Consider the following 16,029-nt stretch of genomic DNA (forward strand, 5'->3'; position numbering starts at 1 on the left):
TGTGGGGTGGATCACCTCACAGGCCACCTACGGTGTCCGGCGGCGACGCAGACGCACGGCGGGAGGATCCGGGTGGGCACCCTCGAGGGACGGACGGCGCTGGTCACCGGCGGGAGCCGGGGCATCGGCCTGGCGATCGCGCGGAGCCTGGTGGCGCGCGGGGCGCGGGTCGTCGTGACCGGCCGCAAGCCGGACGCGCTGGCCGAGGCGGTGTCGGCACTGGGCGGCCCGGAGGTGGCGGTGGCAGTCGCCGGCAACGCGGGGGACGCCGAGCACCGGGCCGAGGCCGTGCGCACCGCCGTCGACACCTTCGGCAGCCTGGAGATGCTGGTCGGCAACGTCGGCATCAACCCGGTCTACGGCCCGCTGGTCGACCTCTCGCTGGACGGCTTCCGCAAGATCCTCGACACCAACGTCGTCGGCACCCTCGGCCTGGTCCAGGAGGCGTGGCGGGCCTGGATGGCCGAGCACGGCGGCTCGGTGCTGGTCGTGGCCTCCGTGGCCGGCCTCAAGGCCTCCCCGATGATCGGCGGCTACGGCGTGAGCAAGGCGGCGCTGGTCAACCTCGTCACCCAGCTCGCCGTCGAGCTCGGCCCGACGGTGCGGGTCAACGCGGTCGCGCCGGCGGTGGTGAAGACCCGCTTCGCCGGGGCGCTCTACGAGGGCCGGGAGGCCGAGGTCGCGGCGCAGTACCCGGTGGGCCGGCTGGGCGTGCCCGAGGACGTCGGCGAGGCGGCGGCCTACCTGCTCGGCGACGGCGCGGGCTGGGTGACCGGCCAGACGCTGGTGCTCGACGGCGGCGCGCTGTCCCGCGGTCCGTCCTGAGACCAGCCGGCGGACGGCTCAGCTGCGGCCGAGCACCCGCGCCAGGACGTCGTCGCTCTCGCCGTCCTCCCGGTGACGGCGCCGGCGGTGACCGCCGGACGGCGGGGTGAGGCCGCTCTCGGCCGGCAGCTCGGCGAGCCGCCGACCGGGGTCCTCGCCGGCCGGGGCGGGTTCCCCTGCCACGGGCACGGCCGCCCCGGGGACCGGCGGGCGCTCCCGCTGGGCGACCGGGCGCTCGGGGATGAGCGGCGCGTCCGGCAGGAGCGCAGCGGTGGGGGCCGGGGCGTCGGTGCCGCACCCGCGCGGCCCGGCCTCGGGTCGGGACGTCGCAGGCGCGGCCAGCAGCGACCGGCCGACCGGCCAGCCCGGCGTCGGGGGGGCGGCGCGGGCGCCCGGCGCGGCTCGGCGCGGACCTCGTCCGGCTGGTGGGTGCCCGCAGGCGGCTCGTCGGCCCGCACGGCCGGCCGGGCTGCGGTCAGCTCCGGCGCCGGGGAGGTCCGGCTGTCGGCCTCCACCGTCCGCGGCGCGCCGGGCTCGGGTGCGGGCCGGGTGGACGGGGTGCGCAGCATGACGCGCTCGACGAGCATCTCGCCGGAGAGCTGCCCGCGGAGCTCGGTGCGCAGGCGGCCGACGTCGGTGCGCAGCTCGGCCAGGGCGGCGGGGTCGAGGCCGGCCAGGGCGGTGCGCAGCCCGGCCAGGTCCCGGCGCAGCTCGGCCACCTGGGCCATCTCCCGTCGCAGCTCGCCGAGCGTGGCGAGCTCCACGCGCAGCGCCTCCAGCTCGGCGCGCATCGACTGCTCGGTCGTGCACCGCAGGTCGTCCTCCACCCGCAGCTCGTGCTCCCGGCGCGCGGCGACCGCACGCTCCAGCTCCCGGTCGTGGGCCGACCGCAACTCGGCCTCGCGCTCGGCCGCCGCCCGCTCGAGGTCGGCGCGCTCGGCGGCGGCCGGCTGTCCCCGGGCCGGCGAGGACGCGTCAGCGGCCGGGCGGGACCTGACCAGCGCGGCGAGGACGAACGCCCAGGCCGCACCGACGACGGCGAGCCGCAGGAGCCGCGGATCGTCGGTCAGGAGGACGACGACGGTGGCGGCGACCGCGAGGCAGGAGCCCCCGGCCAGCCCCGCCGTCCGCAGTACCGGGGACGCCGGACCGGCGGACCGGCCGCGGTGGCCGTGGCGGCGCGCCGGCACGTCGCCCCGGTCCCTCCGCATGATGATCAGGGTAACGGTGCGAAGGCTCCTGACCACGGAACGCATCGAGCGGCGACGCAGTGGACCTCCGGGCACCCGGGACCCGAGCGCTCAGGAGCTGGCGCTCCAGTGGATGGCGACGTCCTCCGGCGTCAGCTCCCGGTCGTACACCGACGCCTCGTCCAATCGGCCGGCGAACGAGACCGCGCCCGGCTGCACCGGGAAGGTGCTCTAGTCGCCCCCGCCGCCCCAGCGCCAGAAGCCGGTGCTGGTCCCGGACCATCAGGTGACGTCCTCGAGCCGGCGTCCGCACCACAGGCGTCGGGGATGTCCCCGTCCCCGGTCCGAGGAGGCATCGACGCCGCACCCGGGGCACCGTGAGCCCACGTGGTCGGGCGCGGGACGGCCCTCCGGGCAGCGCCCACCCCGCCGACGCCGGCGCGCCGGCCCGGTACCGCGGCTGCCCTCCCCTCCCGCGACGAGCGACTGCCCCCGGTCGGCCGGTGCCGGCCGGGCGGGAGCGCCGGCTCAGCCCTGCTGCGCGAGCGCGCCGTCGGAGCTGAAGACCAACCCGATGGAGACCTCGCCCTGCTGCAGCGCCGCCTTGGTCAGCGGACCGCCGGCGTCCAGCTCGCGGAAGTCGGCGAACTGCAGGCCGTAGGTCTCCTCCAGGCCGGGCTGGCAGAACGGCCGCTCCGGGCACTCCGTGGGACCACCCAGGACCAGCGACCCGTCGCCGCACGCGTCGGCCAGCTCGGACAGGGTGGAGACGCCGAGCCCCTCTGCGAAGGCCTGGGTCACGGCGAAGGCGTTCTGGTCGGCGGCCTCTGACGGCTCGCCGAAGACCAGGCCGGCCTGCTCGGCGAGCGGCTGCAGCGCGTTCACCGTCTCCTGCACGTCACCGCTGGCGACCGGCTCGGCGCTCGGGCCGTTGGCCTGCCGGTTGAGGAACTCGGTCACCGTCGACAGGTACTCCGGGAAGACCTGGATCTCCGAGCCGGAGATGAGCGCGGGCAGGTAGAGCTCCCGGTTGCCGACCTCGCGCACCGAGGCGTCGAAGCCGGCGCCGGCGAGGACGTCGGCGTAGACGTTGGCCAGGATCGTCGACTCGGTGAAGTTCGAGCCACCCACCGCGATCGGGCCGCTGCCCTGCTCGAGGGCGGCGGTGTCGACGTTCTCCTCGACCCAGGTGGCCGCGACGTCCTCGGCGCTCTGCCGCTCGAGGTCGACGGCGGCGTTGAGGTCGATCAGCTCCTCGGTGGTCAGCGCCTCGGACACCGCGTCGAGCGCCGGCAGCAGCGCCGGGTTCGCCTGCGCGGTGGCCATGTTGACCGCCGGGACGATGTTGTCGGCGTTCTGTAGCTGCTGATCGTCCTCGAGCACGACGAGCTGCTCGCCGGCCACGGGGGCGCAGGCGTCGCCGGACGCGCCGCCGCTGGCCTCGGCGCCGCCGGTGCCCGAGGAGCCGGACTCGCCGCAGGCGGTGAGCAGCAGCCCGGTGAGGGTCAGGGGGACGAGGATCCGTGCACGGCTGCGCATGTGGCCCGCCTTCTGTGTCCCGCGCGGCCACGGGGCCGCGGCGCGTGTCTGGCGGGGGGAGCCCCGCGCAGGCCATGCAACTCCTGACCACCCGGCGCAGCCACGCGCACCGGCCAGGTGTTGCCCGGTTGTTACCTGGAGGACCCCTCTGCCCCCCACCACTCGCAGGCTCGCGGCGGGCCCCCGCAGAGGGGCCACCGTCACGAGGGGACGCCCGACGACGTCGGCTCGGGCTCGCCGGCACGCGACGCCCGCACCGGCCGCAGCGGCCACCGGCGCGGGCCGGGCGTCACCGCCGTCGAGAGCAGCACGAGCAGGAGCTCGGTGAGCAGCGCCAGGGCGGCCACCAGCACGGCGCCGGCCAGGATCACCCCGGTGTCCTGCTGGCCGAAGCCGAGGTTGATGATCCGCCCGAGCCCTCCCCCGCCGACCAGCGCGGCCAGGGTCGCGGTGGCCACGACCTGCACCGCCGCCGTCCGCACGCCGGTCGCGACCAGCGGCAGGGCGAGCGGGAACTCGACCCGGGTCAGCATCTGGCCGCGGCTCATGCCCATCGCCCGAGCGGCCTCGCGCACGTCGCGGTCGACCTCGCGGAAGCCGACGTGGGTGTTGGTGAGCATCGGCGGGACGGCGAAGGCGGCCAGCGCCAGGACGGTGCCGGTCTCGCTGAACCCCAGCGGGGTGACCGCCAGGACGGTGAGCAGGGCGAGGGTGGGCACGGCCCGGCTCACGTTGGAGACGACGACGACCGCCCCCACGCCCCGGCCGCTGCGGCCCAGCAGCACCCCGGTGGGGACGGCGAGGACGGCGGCGAGCAGCACGGCCAGCGCGGAGATCCGCAGGTGCTGGACCAGCAGGTCGAGGATGCCGCCGGTCCGGGTCCAGTTGAACGGGTCGTTGAGGTAGACGAACGCCTCGCCGAACGCACTCACCGCACGGCCCTCGTCCACGGCGTGAGCAGCCGCTCCAGCCCGGCCATGAGCACGTCGGCGACCATCGCGAGCAGCACGCAGCCGACGGCGCCGGTCACGATCTCGGCCCGGTAGAAGTTGGCGTTCAGACCGCCGATGATGAGCTGCCCCAGCCCGCCGTTGCCGGTGATGACCCCGACGGTGACCAGGGCGACGGTGGAGACCGTGGCGATCCGCAGGCCCGCCATGAAGGCCGGCAGGGCCAGCGGCAGGTCGACGCGGAAGAACAGCCGCGCGGAGCCGTAGCCCATGCCGCGGGCGGCCTCGCGCACGTCCGCGGGCACGCCCTGCAGCCCCGCGAGGAAGTTCCGCACCAGGACCACCAGGGTGTAGAGCGTCAGCCCGATCAGCACCGTGGTCGCCGACAGCGGCCCGGTGAACGGCGCGAGGAACGCGAACATCGCCAGGGACGGGATGGTGTAGACGACCGAGCTCAGGCCGAGGACCGGGCCGGCCAGGAACCGGGTGCGCCGGGCGAGCAGCGCGAGCGGCAGCGCGACCAGCGCGCCGAGCAGCACGGCGCCCACGGTGAGCCTGACGTGCTGGCCGAGGTGGCCCACAATGGTGTCCCAGTTGTCGGTCACGTAGGACGGGTCGAACCAGGGGTTCGGCGCCTCGTCCGCGGCGAGCACCGGGGCCGCCGGGCCGCTCGTCGCGCTCAGCGCACCCAGGGAGGCCACGCCGTGGACGCTACTGCCGCCGCCTCGCCGCTGCGCCGGGCGGACCCCGCAGCCGGCGACGCCCCCGAGATCCGGCTCGAGGGGGTCAGCAAGGTCTACCCCGACGGCACCGTGGGCGTGGCCGAGCTCGACCTCACCTTCGCCGCCGGCGAGCTGTCGGTGCTGGTCGGCCCGTCGGGCTGCGGCAAGACGACGACGATGAAGATGGTCAACCGGATCATCGAGCCGACGACCGGCCGCATCCTGCTCGGCGGCGAGGACGTCACCCGGGTCGACGCCGACCGGCTGCGCCGCCGCATCGGCTACGTCATCCAGAGCGTCGGGCTCTTCCCCCACCAGACGGTGCGGGCCAACGTCGCGACCGTCCCCCGGCTGCTCGGCTGGGACCGCCGCGAGATCCGCGACCGGGTCGAGGAACTGCTCACCCTGGTCGGCCTCGACCCCGCCGTCCACGGCGACCGCTACCCCGCCCAGCTCTCCGGCGGGCAGCGGCAGCGGGCCGGCGTGGCCCGCGCGCTGGCCGCCGACCCCGGCGTCCTGCTGATGGACGAGCCGTTCTCCGCCGTCGACCCGGTGGTGCGCGCGCGGCTGCAGTCAGAGTTCCTCCGGCTGCAGGAGACGGTGCGCAAGACCATCGTCTTCGTCACCCACGACATCGAGGAGGCGGTGCGGCTCGGCGACCGCATCGCGGTGATGAGCACGGGTGGGCACGTCGAGCAGTTCGCCCCGCCCGCCGAGCTGCTGGGCCGCCCCGCCAACCGGACGGTGGCCGACTTCGTCGGCGCCGACCGCGGGCTCAAGCGGCTCGCCGTGACCCCGATCGAGCCCGCCGACCTCGAGCACCCGCCGGTGGTGGGGCTGACCGACGGCCTCGCGGAGGCCGGGGCGGCGCTCGACCGCGCCGGGACCGGCTGGGCGGTGGTCCTCGACCACGGCGGCCGCCCGGCCGGGTGGCTGCCCGCCGACCGCGCCGCGGGGGCGGGGACGGTCGCCTCGGCCGTCGTCCCCCCGAACGGCGCGGTGCCGGTGCAGGCCTCCCTGCGGACGGCGCTGGCCACGATCCTGCAGACCGACGCCGGATGGGTGCCGGTGCTCGACGGCGACCGCTACCTCGGCGTCCTCACCCCCGCGGCCGTGCACGCCGCCTTGCGGAGATCGGTCCATGGCGACGCGCCTGCCTGACCGACCACCGCAGCGTGGACCGGTCGCGGGGGCCGGAGGCCTCTCGACCGGGACATGGGCAGCGGCTCACCGCATCAGGGGGACGGCTCCTGGCCGCGGTGTCGTCCGGAGGACGACGAGGGGTCTCGCGGGATGCGGCAGACCGACTCCAGCCACAGCGCGGCGGCGGCCAGGGCCGCGGAGCAGACCACCCCGACGACCCCGGTGACGGCGTCGGACCCGGCGGTCTGCAGCCGCGGGACCGCCGGCCCCACGTAGAGCAGCACGCCCACCCAGGTGCCGACGAACGCCGCGCCGACGTACGCGCTGGCCTGGGCCAGGACCGCGAGCCGGGCCACGAGCATGGGCTCGACCGGCCGGACCGGCGCGCTGCCCCGCTCGGCCGGGGGACGGCGGTCCCGCTGGGCGGCCAGCCGGGCGCGCAGGGTGCGGGCACCGAGTGCTTCGGCCAGGGCCAGCACGCCGAGCGGCACCGGGAGCCACCAGCGCAGCGCGGGCAGCGAGCCGTAGCCCGCCCGCACCACCAGCCAGGTGGCGACGGCCAGACCGGCGGCGAGGACCAGCAGGTCGCGCCGGTTCACCGGCCTCAATGCAGGTGCTCCCAGCGGACGACGGCCGCGACGTCCTCCGGCGGCAGCGCGGCCAGCAGCTCGCTCACCCGGCCGCGGCCCGGCAGCACCGCGGTGGGGTCGAGGCCGGCCCACGGCACCAGCACGAAGGCCCGCTCGTGCGCCCGGGGGTGCGGCAGCGTGAGCGCGGGGTCGTCGGAGAGGACCGGCCGGCCGTCGTCCCCGGTGACCGTGACGACGTCGACGTCGAGGGTGCGCGGGCCCCAGCGCACGTCGCGGGTGCGCCCGGCCGCCTGCTCCAGCTCCTGCGCGCGGGCCAGCCAGCCGGCGGCGTCCCGGTCGCCCCGGACGACGACCACCGCGTTGAGGTACGGCGGCTGCTCGACCGGCCCCCACGGCGGGGTCTCGTACAGCGTCGAGCGGGCCACCAGCACGCCGTCGTCCTTGAGCGCGGTGATCGCGGTGCGCAGCGCGGCGGCGCGGTCCCCCAGGTTCGCGCCCAGCGACAGGACCGCGCGACTCACCGGGTCGCCTCGCCGGCGCTCGTCGACCCGCTCCGCCGCCCGGCTGCCGTGCTCCTGCGTGAGCTCGCGAGCTCGCTCACGTCCGCTCCCGCCGGATGCTGACCGTGACGTCGTCGAAGGGGACGCCGAGGTCGGCCTCCGGCTTGTGCACGGTGATCTCGACGGCGTCGACCAGCGGGTCGTCCAGGCAGACGTCGGCCAGCCGCTGGGCGAGGGTCTCCAGCAGGTCGACCGGCTCCCCCGTCAGCACGCTGTGCAGCGCGCGGGCCAGCTCGGCGTAGTTGACCGTGCGCTCGAGGTCGTCGTCGGCGGCGGCCGGCGCGGTGTCGAGCTCCAGGACGGCGTCGACGCGGAAGGTCTGCCCCAGCCGGCGCTCGGCCTCGTACACGCCGTGGAAGGCGTGCGCGGTCAGGCCCCGGACGGCGATGCGGTCGGGGCGGAGGGGTGGGTGGGTGTCAGCCACGGCGCTCGCCCTCGCGACGGGCCGCCTGGACGGCTGCGACGGTGCGGACGGCGTCGACCGAGGCCGCGGCGTCGTGCACGCGCACCCCCCAGGCGCCGGCCTCCGCGGCGAGCACGGTGGTGGCCAGCGTGGCGGCGTCCCGCTGCTCGGCCGGCCGCAGCGTGCCGTCGGCGTCGGCGAGCAGCCGGCCGAGGAAGGACTTGCGGGAGGCGCCGACGAGCACCGGCAGGCCCAGGCCGACGACGCGGTCGAGGCCGGCCAGCAGCCGCCAGTTGTGCTCGGCGCGCTTGGCGAAGCCCAGCCCGGGGTCGAGCACCAGCTGCTCGGGCGCGACGCCCGCGGCGACGACGTCCTCGACCCGGGCGGTGAGCTCGGCGCAGACCTCGGTGACGACGTCCCCGTACTGGGCGGCGGCGTACATCTCGCGGCTGTGTCCGCGCCAGTGCATGAGCACCCAGGGGACGCCGGCCTCGGCGACCAGCTCGGCCATGTTCTTGTCGGCCAGGCCGCCGCTCACGTCGTTGACGAGCACCGCGCCCGCCTCGAGGGCCGCCTCGGCCACCTCGGCGCGGGTGGTGTCGACGCTGGCGCGCACCCCGGCGGCGGACAGCTCACGGATCACGGGGACGACCCGGCGGCACTCCTCCTCGGCGTCCACCCGGTCCGCACCGGGCCGGGTGGACTCCCCACCGACGTCGACGTAGTCGGCGCCGGCGGCGTGCATCGCCAGGCCGTGGGCGACGGCCGTGCCGGCGTCGGCGAAGCAGCCGCCGTCGGAGAAGGAGTCGGGCGTGACGTTGAGGACCCCCATGACCACGCAGTGGTCGGGGCGCGGGAGAGGGAGGAGGGTCACCGTCGCCCCTGTTCGGCTCCGCACTCGCTCCGCTCCTCGCTCGCCGAGCTCATGCGATGCTCACCCGCTGTCGCCTTCACCGACCCAGCACGAGGCTCATCGCCTCGCTGCGGGTCGCCGCGCTCTCCCGGAAGATGCCGCGCACGGCCGAGGTGACCGTGGACGAGCCGGGCTTGCGGATGCCGCGCATGGCCATGCACAGGTGCTCGGCCTCGATCACCACGAGCACGCCGCGCGGTTTGAGGACGTCGGCCAGCGCGTCGGCGATCTGGCTGGTCATCCGCTCCTGCACCTGCGGGCGCCGGGCGTAGACCTCCACCAGCCGGGCCAGCTTGGACAGGCCGGTGACCCGCCCGTCCTCGCCCGGGATGTAGCCGACGTGCGCGACCCCGTGGAAGGGCACCAGGTGGTGCTCGCAGGTCGAGTACATCGGGATGTCCTTGACCAGGACCATCTCGTCGTGGTCCTCGTCGAAGGTCGTCGCCAGGACCTCGGCCGGGTCCTGCCACAGCCCGGCGAAGGTCTCGGCGTACGCGCGGGCGACCCGGTCGGGGGTGGCCTGCAGGCCGGGACGGTCGGGGTCCTCGCCGACGGCCAGCAGCAGCTCGCGCACGGCGGCCACGGCACGGGCGTGGTCGACACCCGTCCGCGGCCGCTCCAGCAGCAGGTCGGCGCGGTCCTCGTCCCCACCCACCCCGGCCGGGATCTGGCTCATCTCTGCGCCGGGGCGCCGACGTCCCCCACGGCCGTGCTCCCGTGGCCGACGTGGCCGTTGCCGTTCTGGGCGGCCCGCTCGGCCGGGGTCAGCACCGGCGGCTGGTCCGACGGCGTGCGCTTGCCGAAGCCGTTGTACGGGGCCAGCGACGGGCGCTTGGTGACCGGCGCGCAGATGCGGGCCATGTCCTCCTTGGACAGGGTCTCCTTCTCCATCAGCTCGAGCACGAGCTGGTCGAGGACGCCCCGGTACTCGACCAGGATCTCCCACGCCTCGTCGTGCGCGGCCTCGATCAGGGCGCGGATCTCCGCGTCGATGTCGGCCGCGACGGCCTCGGAGTAGTCCGGCCGGGTGCCCATGTCGCGGCCGAGGAACGGCTCGGACTCGTTGCTGCCGTACTTCACCGCACCGAGCTTGGCGCTCATGCCGTACTGGGTGACCATCGCCCGCGCCATGCCGGTCGCCTTCTCGATGTCGTTGCCGGCGCCGGTGGTGGGCTCGTGGAAGACGAGCTCCTCGGCCGCCCGGCCACCCAGCGCGTAGGCGAGGGTGTCGATCATCTCCGACCGGGTCTGCGTGTACTTGTCCTCGGTCGGCAGCACGAGCGTGTGCCCCAGCGAGCGGCCGCGCGGCAGGATCGTCACCTTGTGCACCGGGTCCAGGTTGGGCAGTGCGTGCGCCACCAGGGCGTGGCCGCCCTCGTGGTAGGCGGTGACCTTCTTCTCCTTCTCGCTCATCGCCCGCGTCTTGCGCTCGGGGCCGGCGATGACGCGGTCGATCGCCTCCTCGAGGACGGCGTCGGTGATGACCGTGCCGTTGGTGCGTGCGGTGAGCAGCGCGCCCTCGTTGAGCACGTTGGCCAGGTCGGCGCCGGTGAAGCCGGGCGTGCGGCGGGCCACGGTCTCCAGGTCGACGTCCGGGGCGAGCGGCTTGCCCTTGGCGTGCACCTCGAGGATCCGCTTGCGGCCCTCGAGGTCGGGGCGGTCGACGGCGATCTGCCGGTCGAAGCGGCCCGGGCGCAGCAGCGCCGGGTCGAGGATGTCCGGCCGGTTCGTGGCGGCGATCATGATGACGCCGCCCTTGACGTCGAAGCCGTCCATCTCGACGAGCATCTGGTTGAGCGTCTGCTCGCGCTCGTCGTGCCCGCCGCCCATGCCGGCGCCGCGGTGCCGGCCGACGGCGTCGATCTCGTCGACGAAGATGATCGCCGGCGCGTTCTGCTTGGCCTGCTCGAACAGGTCGCGGACCCGGCTGGCGCCGACACCGACGAACATCTCGACGAAGTCGGAGCCGGAGATCGAGAAGAACGGCACCCCGGCCTCGCCGGCGACGGCGCGGGCCAGCAGCGTCTTGCCGGTCCCGGGAGGGCCGAACAGCAGCACGCCCTTGGGGATCTTGGCGCCGACGGCCTGGAACTTCACCGGGTTGGCCAGGAAGTCCTTGATCTCGTGGAGCTCCTCGATGGCCTCGTCGGCGCCCGCGACGTCGGCGAACGTCGTCTTCGGGCTGTCCTTGGTGATCTGCTTGGCCTTGGACTTGCCGAAGGCCATGACCCCGCGGCCGCCGCCCTGCATGGAGTTGAACAGCCAGAACAGCAGGAGCAGGAGGATCACGAACGGCAGGAAGCTGATCAGCAGGCTGACCAGGACGCTGTCCTGCGTGACGTTGGTGTTGAAGTCGACACCCTCGCCGTCACCCAGGCCGGAGACCAGGTCGAAGACGTCGTCGGCGGCACCGAGCGGGTAGGACGCGGTGATCTGGTCGCTGCCCTCGACCGGGTTGTCCAGCTCGAGGTCGAGCGTCTGTTCCTTGTCGTTGATCGTGACCTGGCGGGCGTTGCCGTTCTCGATCTGCTCGAGCGCGGTCGCGGTGCTGACCTCCTGGAAGCCGCCGTTGCCGCGGAACAGCGAGGAGAACGCCAACGCCAGGAGGACGACGAGGACGACCCAGAACCACACGGAGCGGAAGATCTTCTTGCGTTCCATACACCGATGCCGGGCGGCCGGGTCCTCCGGCCTGTCCCGTCCACCCTCCTGATCGTCCGGGGGACGCTCCCTGCGGCCCGGGCGGGCACCCTGGCGCTACGGTGCAGCGTCGTTGGATCGACGGTACACCGGCGGGCCTGTGCGTCCCCTGTGCGACAGCGGGGGTCTGGCTGACGACCCCCTGGCGGGTGAGCTGCCGCACCGCGGTCCTCCCGGACCGCACCGCGGCCAGGTGCCGTCCCCCTACCTCGACGACCAGCTCAGCTCACGTCTGCGGGTCCTGGCTCAGCACCGACGGTGAGCCAGGACCCGCGACGACCAGCTCAGCTGGTCATCGCCGAGCCGACCGGCGATCAGCTCGAGTACACCTCGGGCTTCAGCGTCGCGATGTAGGGCAGGTCGCGGTAGCGCTCGGCGTAGTCCAGTCCGTAGCCGACGACGAACTCGTTGGGGATGTCGAAGCCGACGTAGCGCACCGGGACGTCGACCTTCACCGCGTCGGGCTTGCGCAGCAGGGCGCAGACCTCGAGCGAGGCCGGACGCCGTCCGCCGAGGTTCTTCAGCAGCCAGGACAGCGTCAGCCCGGAGTCGATGATGTCCTCGATCACCAGCACGTGCTTGTCGCTGATGTCGCGGTCGAGGTCCTTGAGGATGCGCACGACACCGGAGGAGCTGGTGGCCGAGCCGTAGGAGGAGACCGCCATGAACTCCATCTGGGTCGGCAGCCGCAGCGCCCGGGCGAAGTCGCTCATGAACAGCACCGCACCCTTGAGGACGCCGACGAGCAGCACCTCGCGCTCGGCGTAGTCGCCGGCGACCTGGTCGGCCAGCTCGGCGATCTTGGCCTGGATCTGCTCCTCGCTGAGCAGCACGTGGTCGATGTCCGGGCCGTAGCCGTGGTCGTTGCCGAGCTCTGCTGGAGCGGTGGCGGGCTCGCTCACGGGCGGGACTCCTCGCGGGTGTGGGGTGCGTCCTCGGGACGGGGGCCCCGCACGACGGGGGGCGACAGCACCAGCCTGCCAGACGTCCGGAGGGCTCCCGCACCGCCGGGTAGGTCCACCCGGCCCTGTCCCCGCCAGTGCGTGACGAGCGCCTCCACCGCACGCAGGTGGACCGCCTGGACGTCGGGGACACCGGCGCCGCGCAGCCATCCACGGAGCACCCGCCGGCGCAGCGCCGCGGGCAGCGCGGCGAGCTCGCGGGCGGGCAGGCCGCCGTCGACCGCCTCCCCGGCGAGCCGGGCCAGCTGCGTCGCGGCCAGCTCGTCGAGCGCGTCCAGGTCCTCCCGGAGCAGGTCGGCGGTGCGGGCCAGGGCGGGGGCGACGCCGCCGCCGAGCACCTCCTCCATCAGCGGCAGGACCTCGCCGCGCAGCCGGGCGCGGGTGTAGGCGGGGTCGGCGTTCCAGGGGTCGTCCCACACCGGCAGGTCCTGGTCCGCACACGCCCGGCGCGCGGTGGCGCGGCGGACGCCGAGCAGCGGGCGCCACCAGAGGACCCCGCCGGTGGTCCGTTCGGCGACCATGCCGGCCACCGAGCGCGGGCCGGAGCCGCGGCCCAGCCCGAGCAGCACCGTCTCGGCCTGGTCGTCGAGGGTGTGCCCGAGCGCGACGCGGGCGCCGAGGTCGGCGGCCGCGGCGGCGAGCACTGCGTACCGCGCCGTGCGGGCGGCCCCCTCGGGTCCGCCGTCCGCGCCGACCGCCACGCGGCGGACGAGCACGGGGTCCAGGCCGAGCCCGCGGAGCAGCTCCGCCGTCCGCTCGGCCCGCTCCCCGGAGCCGGGCTGCAGGCCGTGGTCGACGGTCACCCCGCCGACGCGCACCCCGGCGGACCGGGCCTCGAAGGCCAGGGCCGCGGCCAGGGCGAGGGAGTCCGCTCCCCCGCTGACCGCGGCGAGCACCGGCTGCCCGCTCCCCCGCAGACCCGGCCGTACGGCGGTCCGCAGGACCGCGACGGCCCGCGGCGGGCCGGACACCGCCCTCAGGCGGGGATGGCGGGGCGGCCGTGCACCCGCTCGACCCAGCGCGCGGGGTCGGTGAGCTCCTCGATGCGGGGCAGGTTCTCCGGCCCCTCCCACACCCGGTTGAAGCCCTCCATGCCGACGAGGTCGACGACCCCGCCCACGAACACGCGACCCTCGGCGTACTGCCGCATCTTCTGCTCGAGGCCGAGCAGCCGGCGCAGCACGCGGTCGATCGGCCCGCGGCCCTTGCGGCGCTGCGCGAACCGCTTGCGCAGCGTCCGCACCGACGGGACGACGTCCGGACCGACGCCGTCCATCACGAACTCGGCGTGCCCCTCGACCAGGCTCATCACGGCGGTGACCCGGTCGAGGACGGCGCGCTGCGCGGGGTCCTGCACCAGCGCCATCAGCCCGGCGTCGTCCCCGCCCTCGCCGCGGGCGGCGTCGAGGACGCTGTGCAGCACGTCGCGCACCCGGTCGCGGAGCACGTCGGGGTCCAGGTCGGTGGCCTCGACGAACTCGGCCATCTGCGCCTCGAGGTGGTCCTTGAGCCACGGGACGGCGGTGAACTGCAGCTGGTGGGTCACCTCGTGCAGGCACACCCACAGCCGGAAGTCGCTGGGGTCGACGCCCAGCCGGCGCTCGGCGTCGACGATGTTGGGGGCGACCAGCAGCAGCCGGCCACCGGTCCCGAAGACCTCGTACTGGCCGAGGACGCGGGAGGAGAGGAAGGCGAGCACGCCGCCGGCCTGCACGCCGGTGGCGCGGGAGCCGATGGCGGTGGCCAGCGGGCCGGGCCGGGACTCCTGCCGGGCGGCGAGCGCGTCGACCAGCGGGTCGAGCAGCGCGGACATCCCCTGCGTGTTGGCGTCCACCCAGCCGGGCCGGTCGACCACGGCGACCTCGGGCACCGGACCGTCCGGGAGGGGGTGCAGGCCGGTGAGGCCCTCGACGTGCGCGACGGCGGTCGCGGCGGCCTCGTGCAGCTCACGGACGACCGCGGCGGCCTCCTCCCGCGTCGTCTGCGGGCCGGGGCCGACCAGGCGGCGGGCGGTGCGTCCGGCGAGGTCCCAGTCCACCATCCGTGCGGGGCTGCTCATCGGCCTCACGGTACGCGCGACCAGGCCCGCAGCGCCCTGCCCACGGTCCGGCTCAGCGGCAGCCGCAGGCGGCCAGCGCCGAGGCGACGTCGTCCAGCGCGGCCTCGGCGGCCAGCCCGTTGGCCGGGGCACCGTCGGCGAGGACGGCGAAGACCAGCAGCCGGCCCTCCGCGGTGACCACCGTGCCGGCCAGGCCGTGCACGCCCAGCAGCGTGCCGGTCTTCGCGCGCACCGAGCCCGGGGCGGTCCCCGGGTCGTCGTCGCCGCGCTCGGCGAGCGTGCCGTCGTAGCCGGCGACGGGCAGCCCGGAGAGGACGGCGGAGGCGTCGGCCAGCGTGCCGTCGGCGGCACCGGTGAGCAGGTCCGCGAGCAGCGCGACCGGGACCCGGTCGGTGGCGGACAGGCCGCTGCCGTCGGCCAGCGAGAGACCCGTGACGTCGAGGCCCAGGCCGGACAGCGCGTCGGTGACCGCCTCGGCGGCCCCGTCGAAGGTGGCCGGCCGGCCGCCGGCGAGGGCGACGTGGCGGGCCAGCGACTCGGTCAGCAGGTTGTCCGACTGGGACAGCGCCTGCTCGACCAGCCGGGCCACCGGCGCCGACCGCACGGTGCCGAGGGTCGGCGCGCCCTGCGGGGCGTCGCCCAGGACGACGGTCGCGCCGGGCGCGCCGAGCGCGACGGCCAGCGCGGTGCCGGCGTCGGTGCCCGGCGCGGCGCTGCGCTGCTGCTCGCTGGGGCTCACCCGGGCACCGTCGACGGCGGTCGCGGTGACCGGGGCGGCGTAGGTGGACGGCGCGTCTCCGGGACCCCAGCCGCCGGCGGTGAGCGGGCCCTCGAACAGCGAGTTGTCGACGACGACGCGGGTCACCTGGGTGCCCACGGGGAGGCCGCTGCGCACCTGGGCGGCGAGGTCGGCGACGGTGGCCGCCCCGGGGTAGGTCAGCGAGGGGACGGTCCGCGACAGCGTCGGGTCGCCGCCGCCGACGAGCACCACCTCGCCGGGCGTGGCGCCCGCCACCACGGTGGTCTCCAGGGTGGCGTCGGGGCCGAGGGTGGTCAGCGCCGCCACGGCCGTGAGCAGCTTGGCGGTCGAGGCCGGCGTGGACGGGCTGTCGCCGTCCTGGTCGAACAGCACCTCCCCCGAGGCGACGTCGACGACCTGGGCCTCGACGCCGGCGCCCAGGGCGGGCGAGCCCAGCAGCGGCGTGAGCTCACCGGCGAGCACCGTGGCGTCCGGGGTGGGCGCCTGCGACGGCAGAGCCGCGAGCACCGGGGCGGCCGGCTCCACGTCGGGCAGCCGGGCCTCGGGGGCGGCGACCTCGGTGGCGGCGCCGTCCCCCCGCGGGGCGAGGACGAACCAGACGCCGGCGGCCACCGCGAGGACCAGCACGAGGACCCCGAGCAGGAGGCGGCGACGGAACCGGGAGTACTTCGGCGTGACGGTCGCCGACCCGCTGCCCGCGATGGTGCCCACCC

At 75.6% G+C, this 16,029-nt stretch carries 17 protein-coding genes; 2 read left to right on the top strand and 15 right to left on the bottom strand.

The genetic code is table 11. The features are described from left to right. Nucleotides 1-72: 72 nt before the first annotated feature. Nucleotides 73-825 (top strand): SDR family oxidoreductase, encoded by a 753-nt coding sequence (locus BLS21_RS12705; protein WP_091218672.1) that lies wholly within the window; start codon nucleotides 73-75, stop codon nucleotides 823-825. Here the strand turns inward: BLS21_RS12705 and BLS21_RS12710 are convergent. The 5 genes from BLS21_RS12710 to BLS21_RS12725 all read right to left on the bottom strand — a co-directional run bounded on the left by BLS21_RS12710 (nucleotide 741) and on the right by BLS21_RS12725 (nucleotide 5,205). Next, nucleotides 741-2,036 carry a DUF6779 domain-containing protein gene (locus BLS21_RS12710; protein WP_091218675.1) on the bottom strand — a complete coding sequence of 432 codons (1,296 nt, stop codon included), beginning with the start codon at nucleotides 2,034-2,036 and terminating at the stop codon, nucleotides 741-743. The two genes, BLS21_RS12705 and BLS21_RS12710, sit on opposite strands and share 85 nt — an antisense overlap. Nucleotides 2,037-2,126: 90 nt before the next feature. Then, nucleotides 2,127-2,234: a LamG domain-containing protein gene (locus tag BLS21_RS25575; protein WP_139177106.1), complete on the bottom strand. Its 108-nt coding sequence runs from the start codon at nucleotides 2,232-2,234 to the stop codon at nucleotides 2,127-2,129. 309 nt (nucleotides 2,235-2,543) lie between these two features. Then, nucleotides 2,544-3,554: a glycine betaine ABC transporter substrate-binding protein gene (locus tag BLS21_RS12715; RefSeq protein WP_091218677.1), complete on the bottom strand. Its 1,011-nt coding sequence runs from the start codon at nucleotides 3,552-3,554 to the stop codon at nucleotides 2,544-2,546. Nucleotides 3,555-3,754: 200 nt separating this feature from the next. Beyond that, the gene (locus BLS21_RS12720; protein WP_091219179.1) at nucleotides 3,755-4,486 is read right to left on the bottom strand and encodes an ABC transporter permease; all 732 of its coding nucleotides are present in this window, start codon (nucleotides 4,484-4,486) and stop codon (nucleotides 3,755-3,757) included. Next, nucleotides 4,483-5,205, bottom strand: a complete 723-nt coding sequence (locus BLS21_RS12725; protein WP_217636115.1) for an ABC transporter permease — start codon at nucleotides 5,203-5,205, stop codon at nucleotides 4,483-4,485. The genes BLS21_RS12720 and BLS21_RS12725 overlap by 4 nt, the downstream gene beginning before the upstream one ends. Nucleotides 5,206-5,208: 3 nt before the next feature. On the opposite strand from BLS21_RS12725, the gene BLS21_RS12730 reads away from it, so the two are divergent. After that, entirely contained in the window at nucleotides 5,209-6,387 is a 1,179-nt protein-coding gene (locus BLS21_RS12730) for an ABC transporter ATP-binding protein (protein ID WP_245700377.1), read from the top strand. Nucleotides 6,388-6,461: 74 nt separating this feature from the next. Here the strand turns inward: BLS21_RS12730 and BLS21_RS12735 are convergent, their stop codons facing one another. The 10 genes from BLS21_RS12735 to dacB form a co-directional block, all read right to left on the bottom strand. Next, nucleotides 6,462-6,968, bottom strand: a complete 507-nt coding sequence (locus tag BLS21_RS12735; protein WP_245700378.1) for a DUF3180 domain-containing protein — start codon at nucleotides 6,966-6,968, stop codon at nucleotides 6,462-6,464. A 5-nt stretch (nucleotides 6,969-6,973) separates the two neighbouring features. Next, entirely contained in the window at nucleotides 6,974-7,480 is a 507-nt protein-coding gene (gene folK, locus BLS21_RS12740) for a 2-amino-4-hydroxy-6-hydroxymethyldihydropteridine diphosphokinase (RefSeq protein ID WP_091218683.1), read from the bottom strand. A 76-nt stretch (nucleotides 7,481-7,556) separates the two neighbouring features. Continuing rightward, the gene (folB, locus tag BLS21_RS12745; RefSeq protein ID WP_091218686.1) at nucleotides 7,557-7,943 is read right to left on the bottom strand and encodes a dihydroneopterin aldolase; all 387 of its coding nucleotides are present in this window, start codon (nucleotides 7,941-7,943) and stop codon (nucleotides 7,557-7,559) included. Next, a complete protein-coding gene (folP, locus tag BLS21_RS12750) occupies nucleotides 7,936-8,796 on the bottom strand; it encodes a dihydropteroate synthase (RefSeq protein ID WP_217636116.1) in 861 nt (286 codons plus the stop codon). The genes folB and folP overlap by 8 nt, the downstream gene beginning before the upstream one ends. A 76-nt stretch (nucleotides 8,797-8,872) precedes the next feature. Beyond that, nucleotides 8,873-9,511: a GTP cyclohydrolase I FolE gene (gene folE / locus BLS21_RS12755; RefSeq protein WP_091218687.1), complete on the bottom strand. Its 639-nt coding sequence runs from the start codon at nucleotides 9,509-9,511 to the stop codon at nucleotides 8,873-8,875. Then, a complete protein-coding gene (gene ftsH, locus BLS21_RS12760) occupies nucleotides 9,508-11,496 on the bottom strand; it encodes an ATP-dependent zinc metalloprotease FtsH (protein ID WP_091218690.1) in 1,989 nt (662 codons plus the stop codon). The genes folE and ftsH overlap by 4 nt, the downstream gene beginning before the upstream one ends. 353 nt (nucleotides 11,497-11,849) lie before the next feature. Then, complete coding sequence (gene hpt / locus BLS21_RS12765) at nucleotides 11,850-12,437, bottom strand: hypoxanthine phosphoribosyltransferase (RefSeq protein ID WP_091218693.1); 588 nt, start codon at nucleotides 12,435-12,437, stop codon at nucleotides 11,850-11,852. Further along, a complete protein-coding gene (tilS, locus tag BLS21_RS12770) occupies nucleotides 12,434-13,468 on the bottom strand; it encodes a tRNA lysidine(34) synthetase TilS (protein WP_091218696.1) in 1,035 nt (344 codons plus the stop codon). Before tilS ends, hpt begins: the two co-directional genes overlap by 4 nt. Before the next feature lie 5 nt (nucleotides 13,469-13,473). Further along, nucleotides 13,474-14,556, bottom strand: coding sequence for a zinc-dependent metalloprotease (locus BLS21_RS12775; protein WP_091218698.1), 1,083 nt, complete (start codon nucleotides 14,554-14,556; stop codon nucleotides 13,474-13,476). 52 nt (nucleotides 14,557-14,608) lie between these two features. Further along, a complete protein-coding gene (gene dacB, locus BLS21_RS12780; RefSeq protein ID WP_091218701.1) occupies nucleotides 14,609-16,027 on the bottom strand; it encodes a D-alanyl-D-alanine carboxypeptidase/D-alanyl-D-alanine endopeptidase in 1,419 nt (472 codons plus the stop codon). Nucleotides 16,028-16,029 lie beyond the last annotated feature (2 nt).

The sequence above is a fragment of the Geodermatophilus siccatus genome, assembly GCF_900103785.1.
GTDB classification, from domain to species: domain Bacteria; phylum Actinomycetota; class Actinomycetes; order Mycobacteriales; family Geodermatophilaceae; genus Geodermatophilus; species Geodermatophilus siccatus.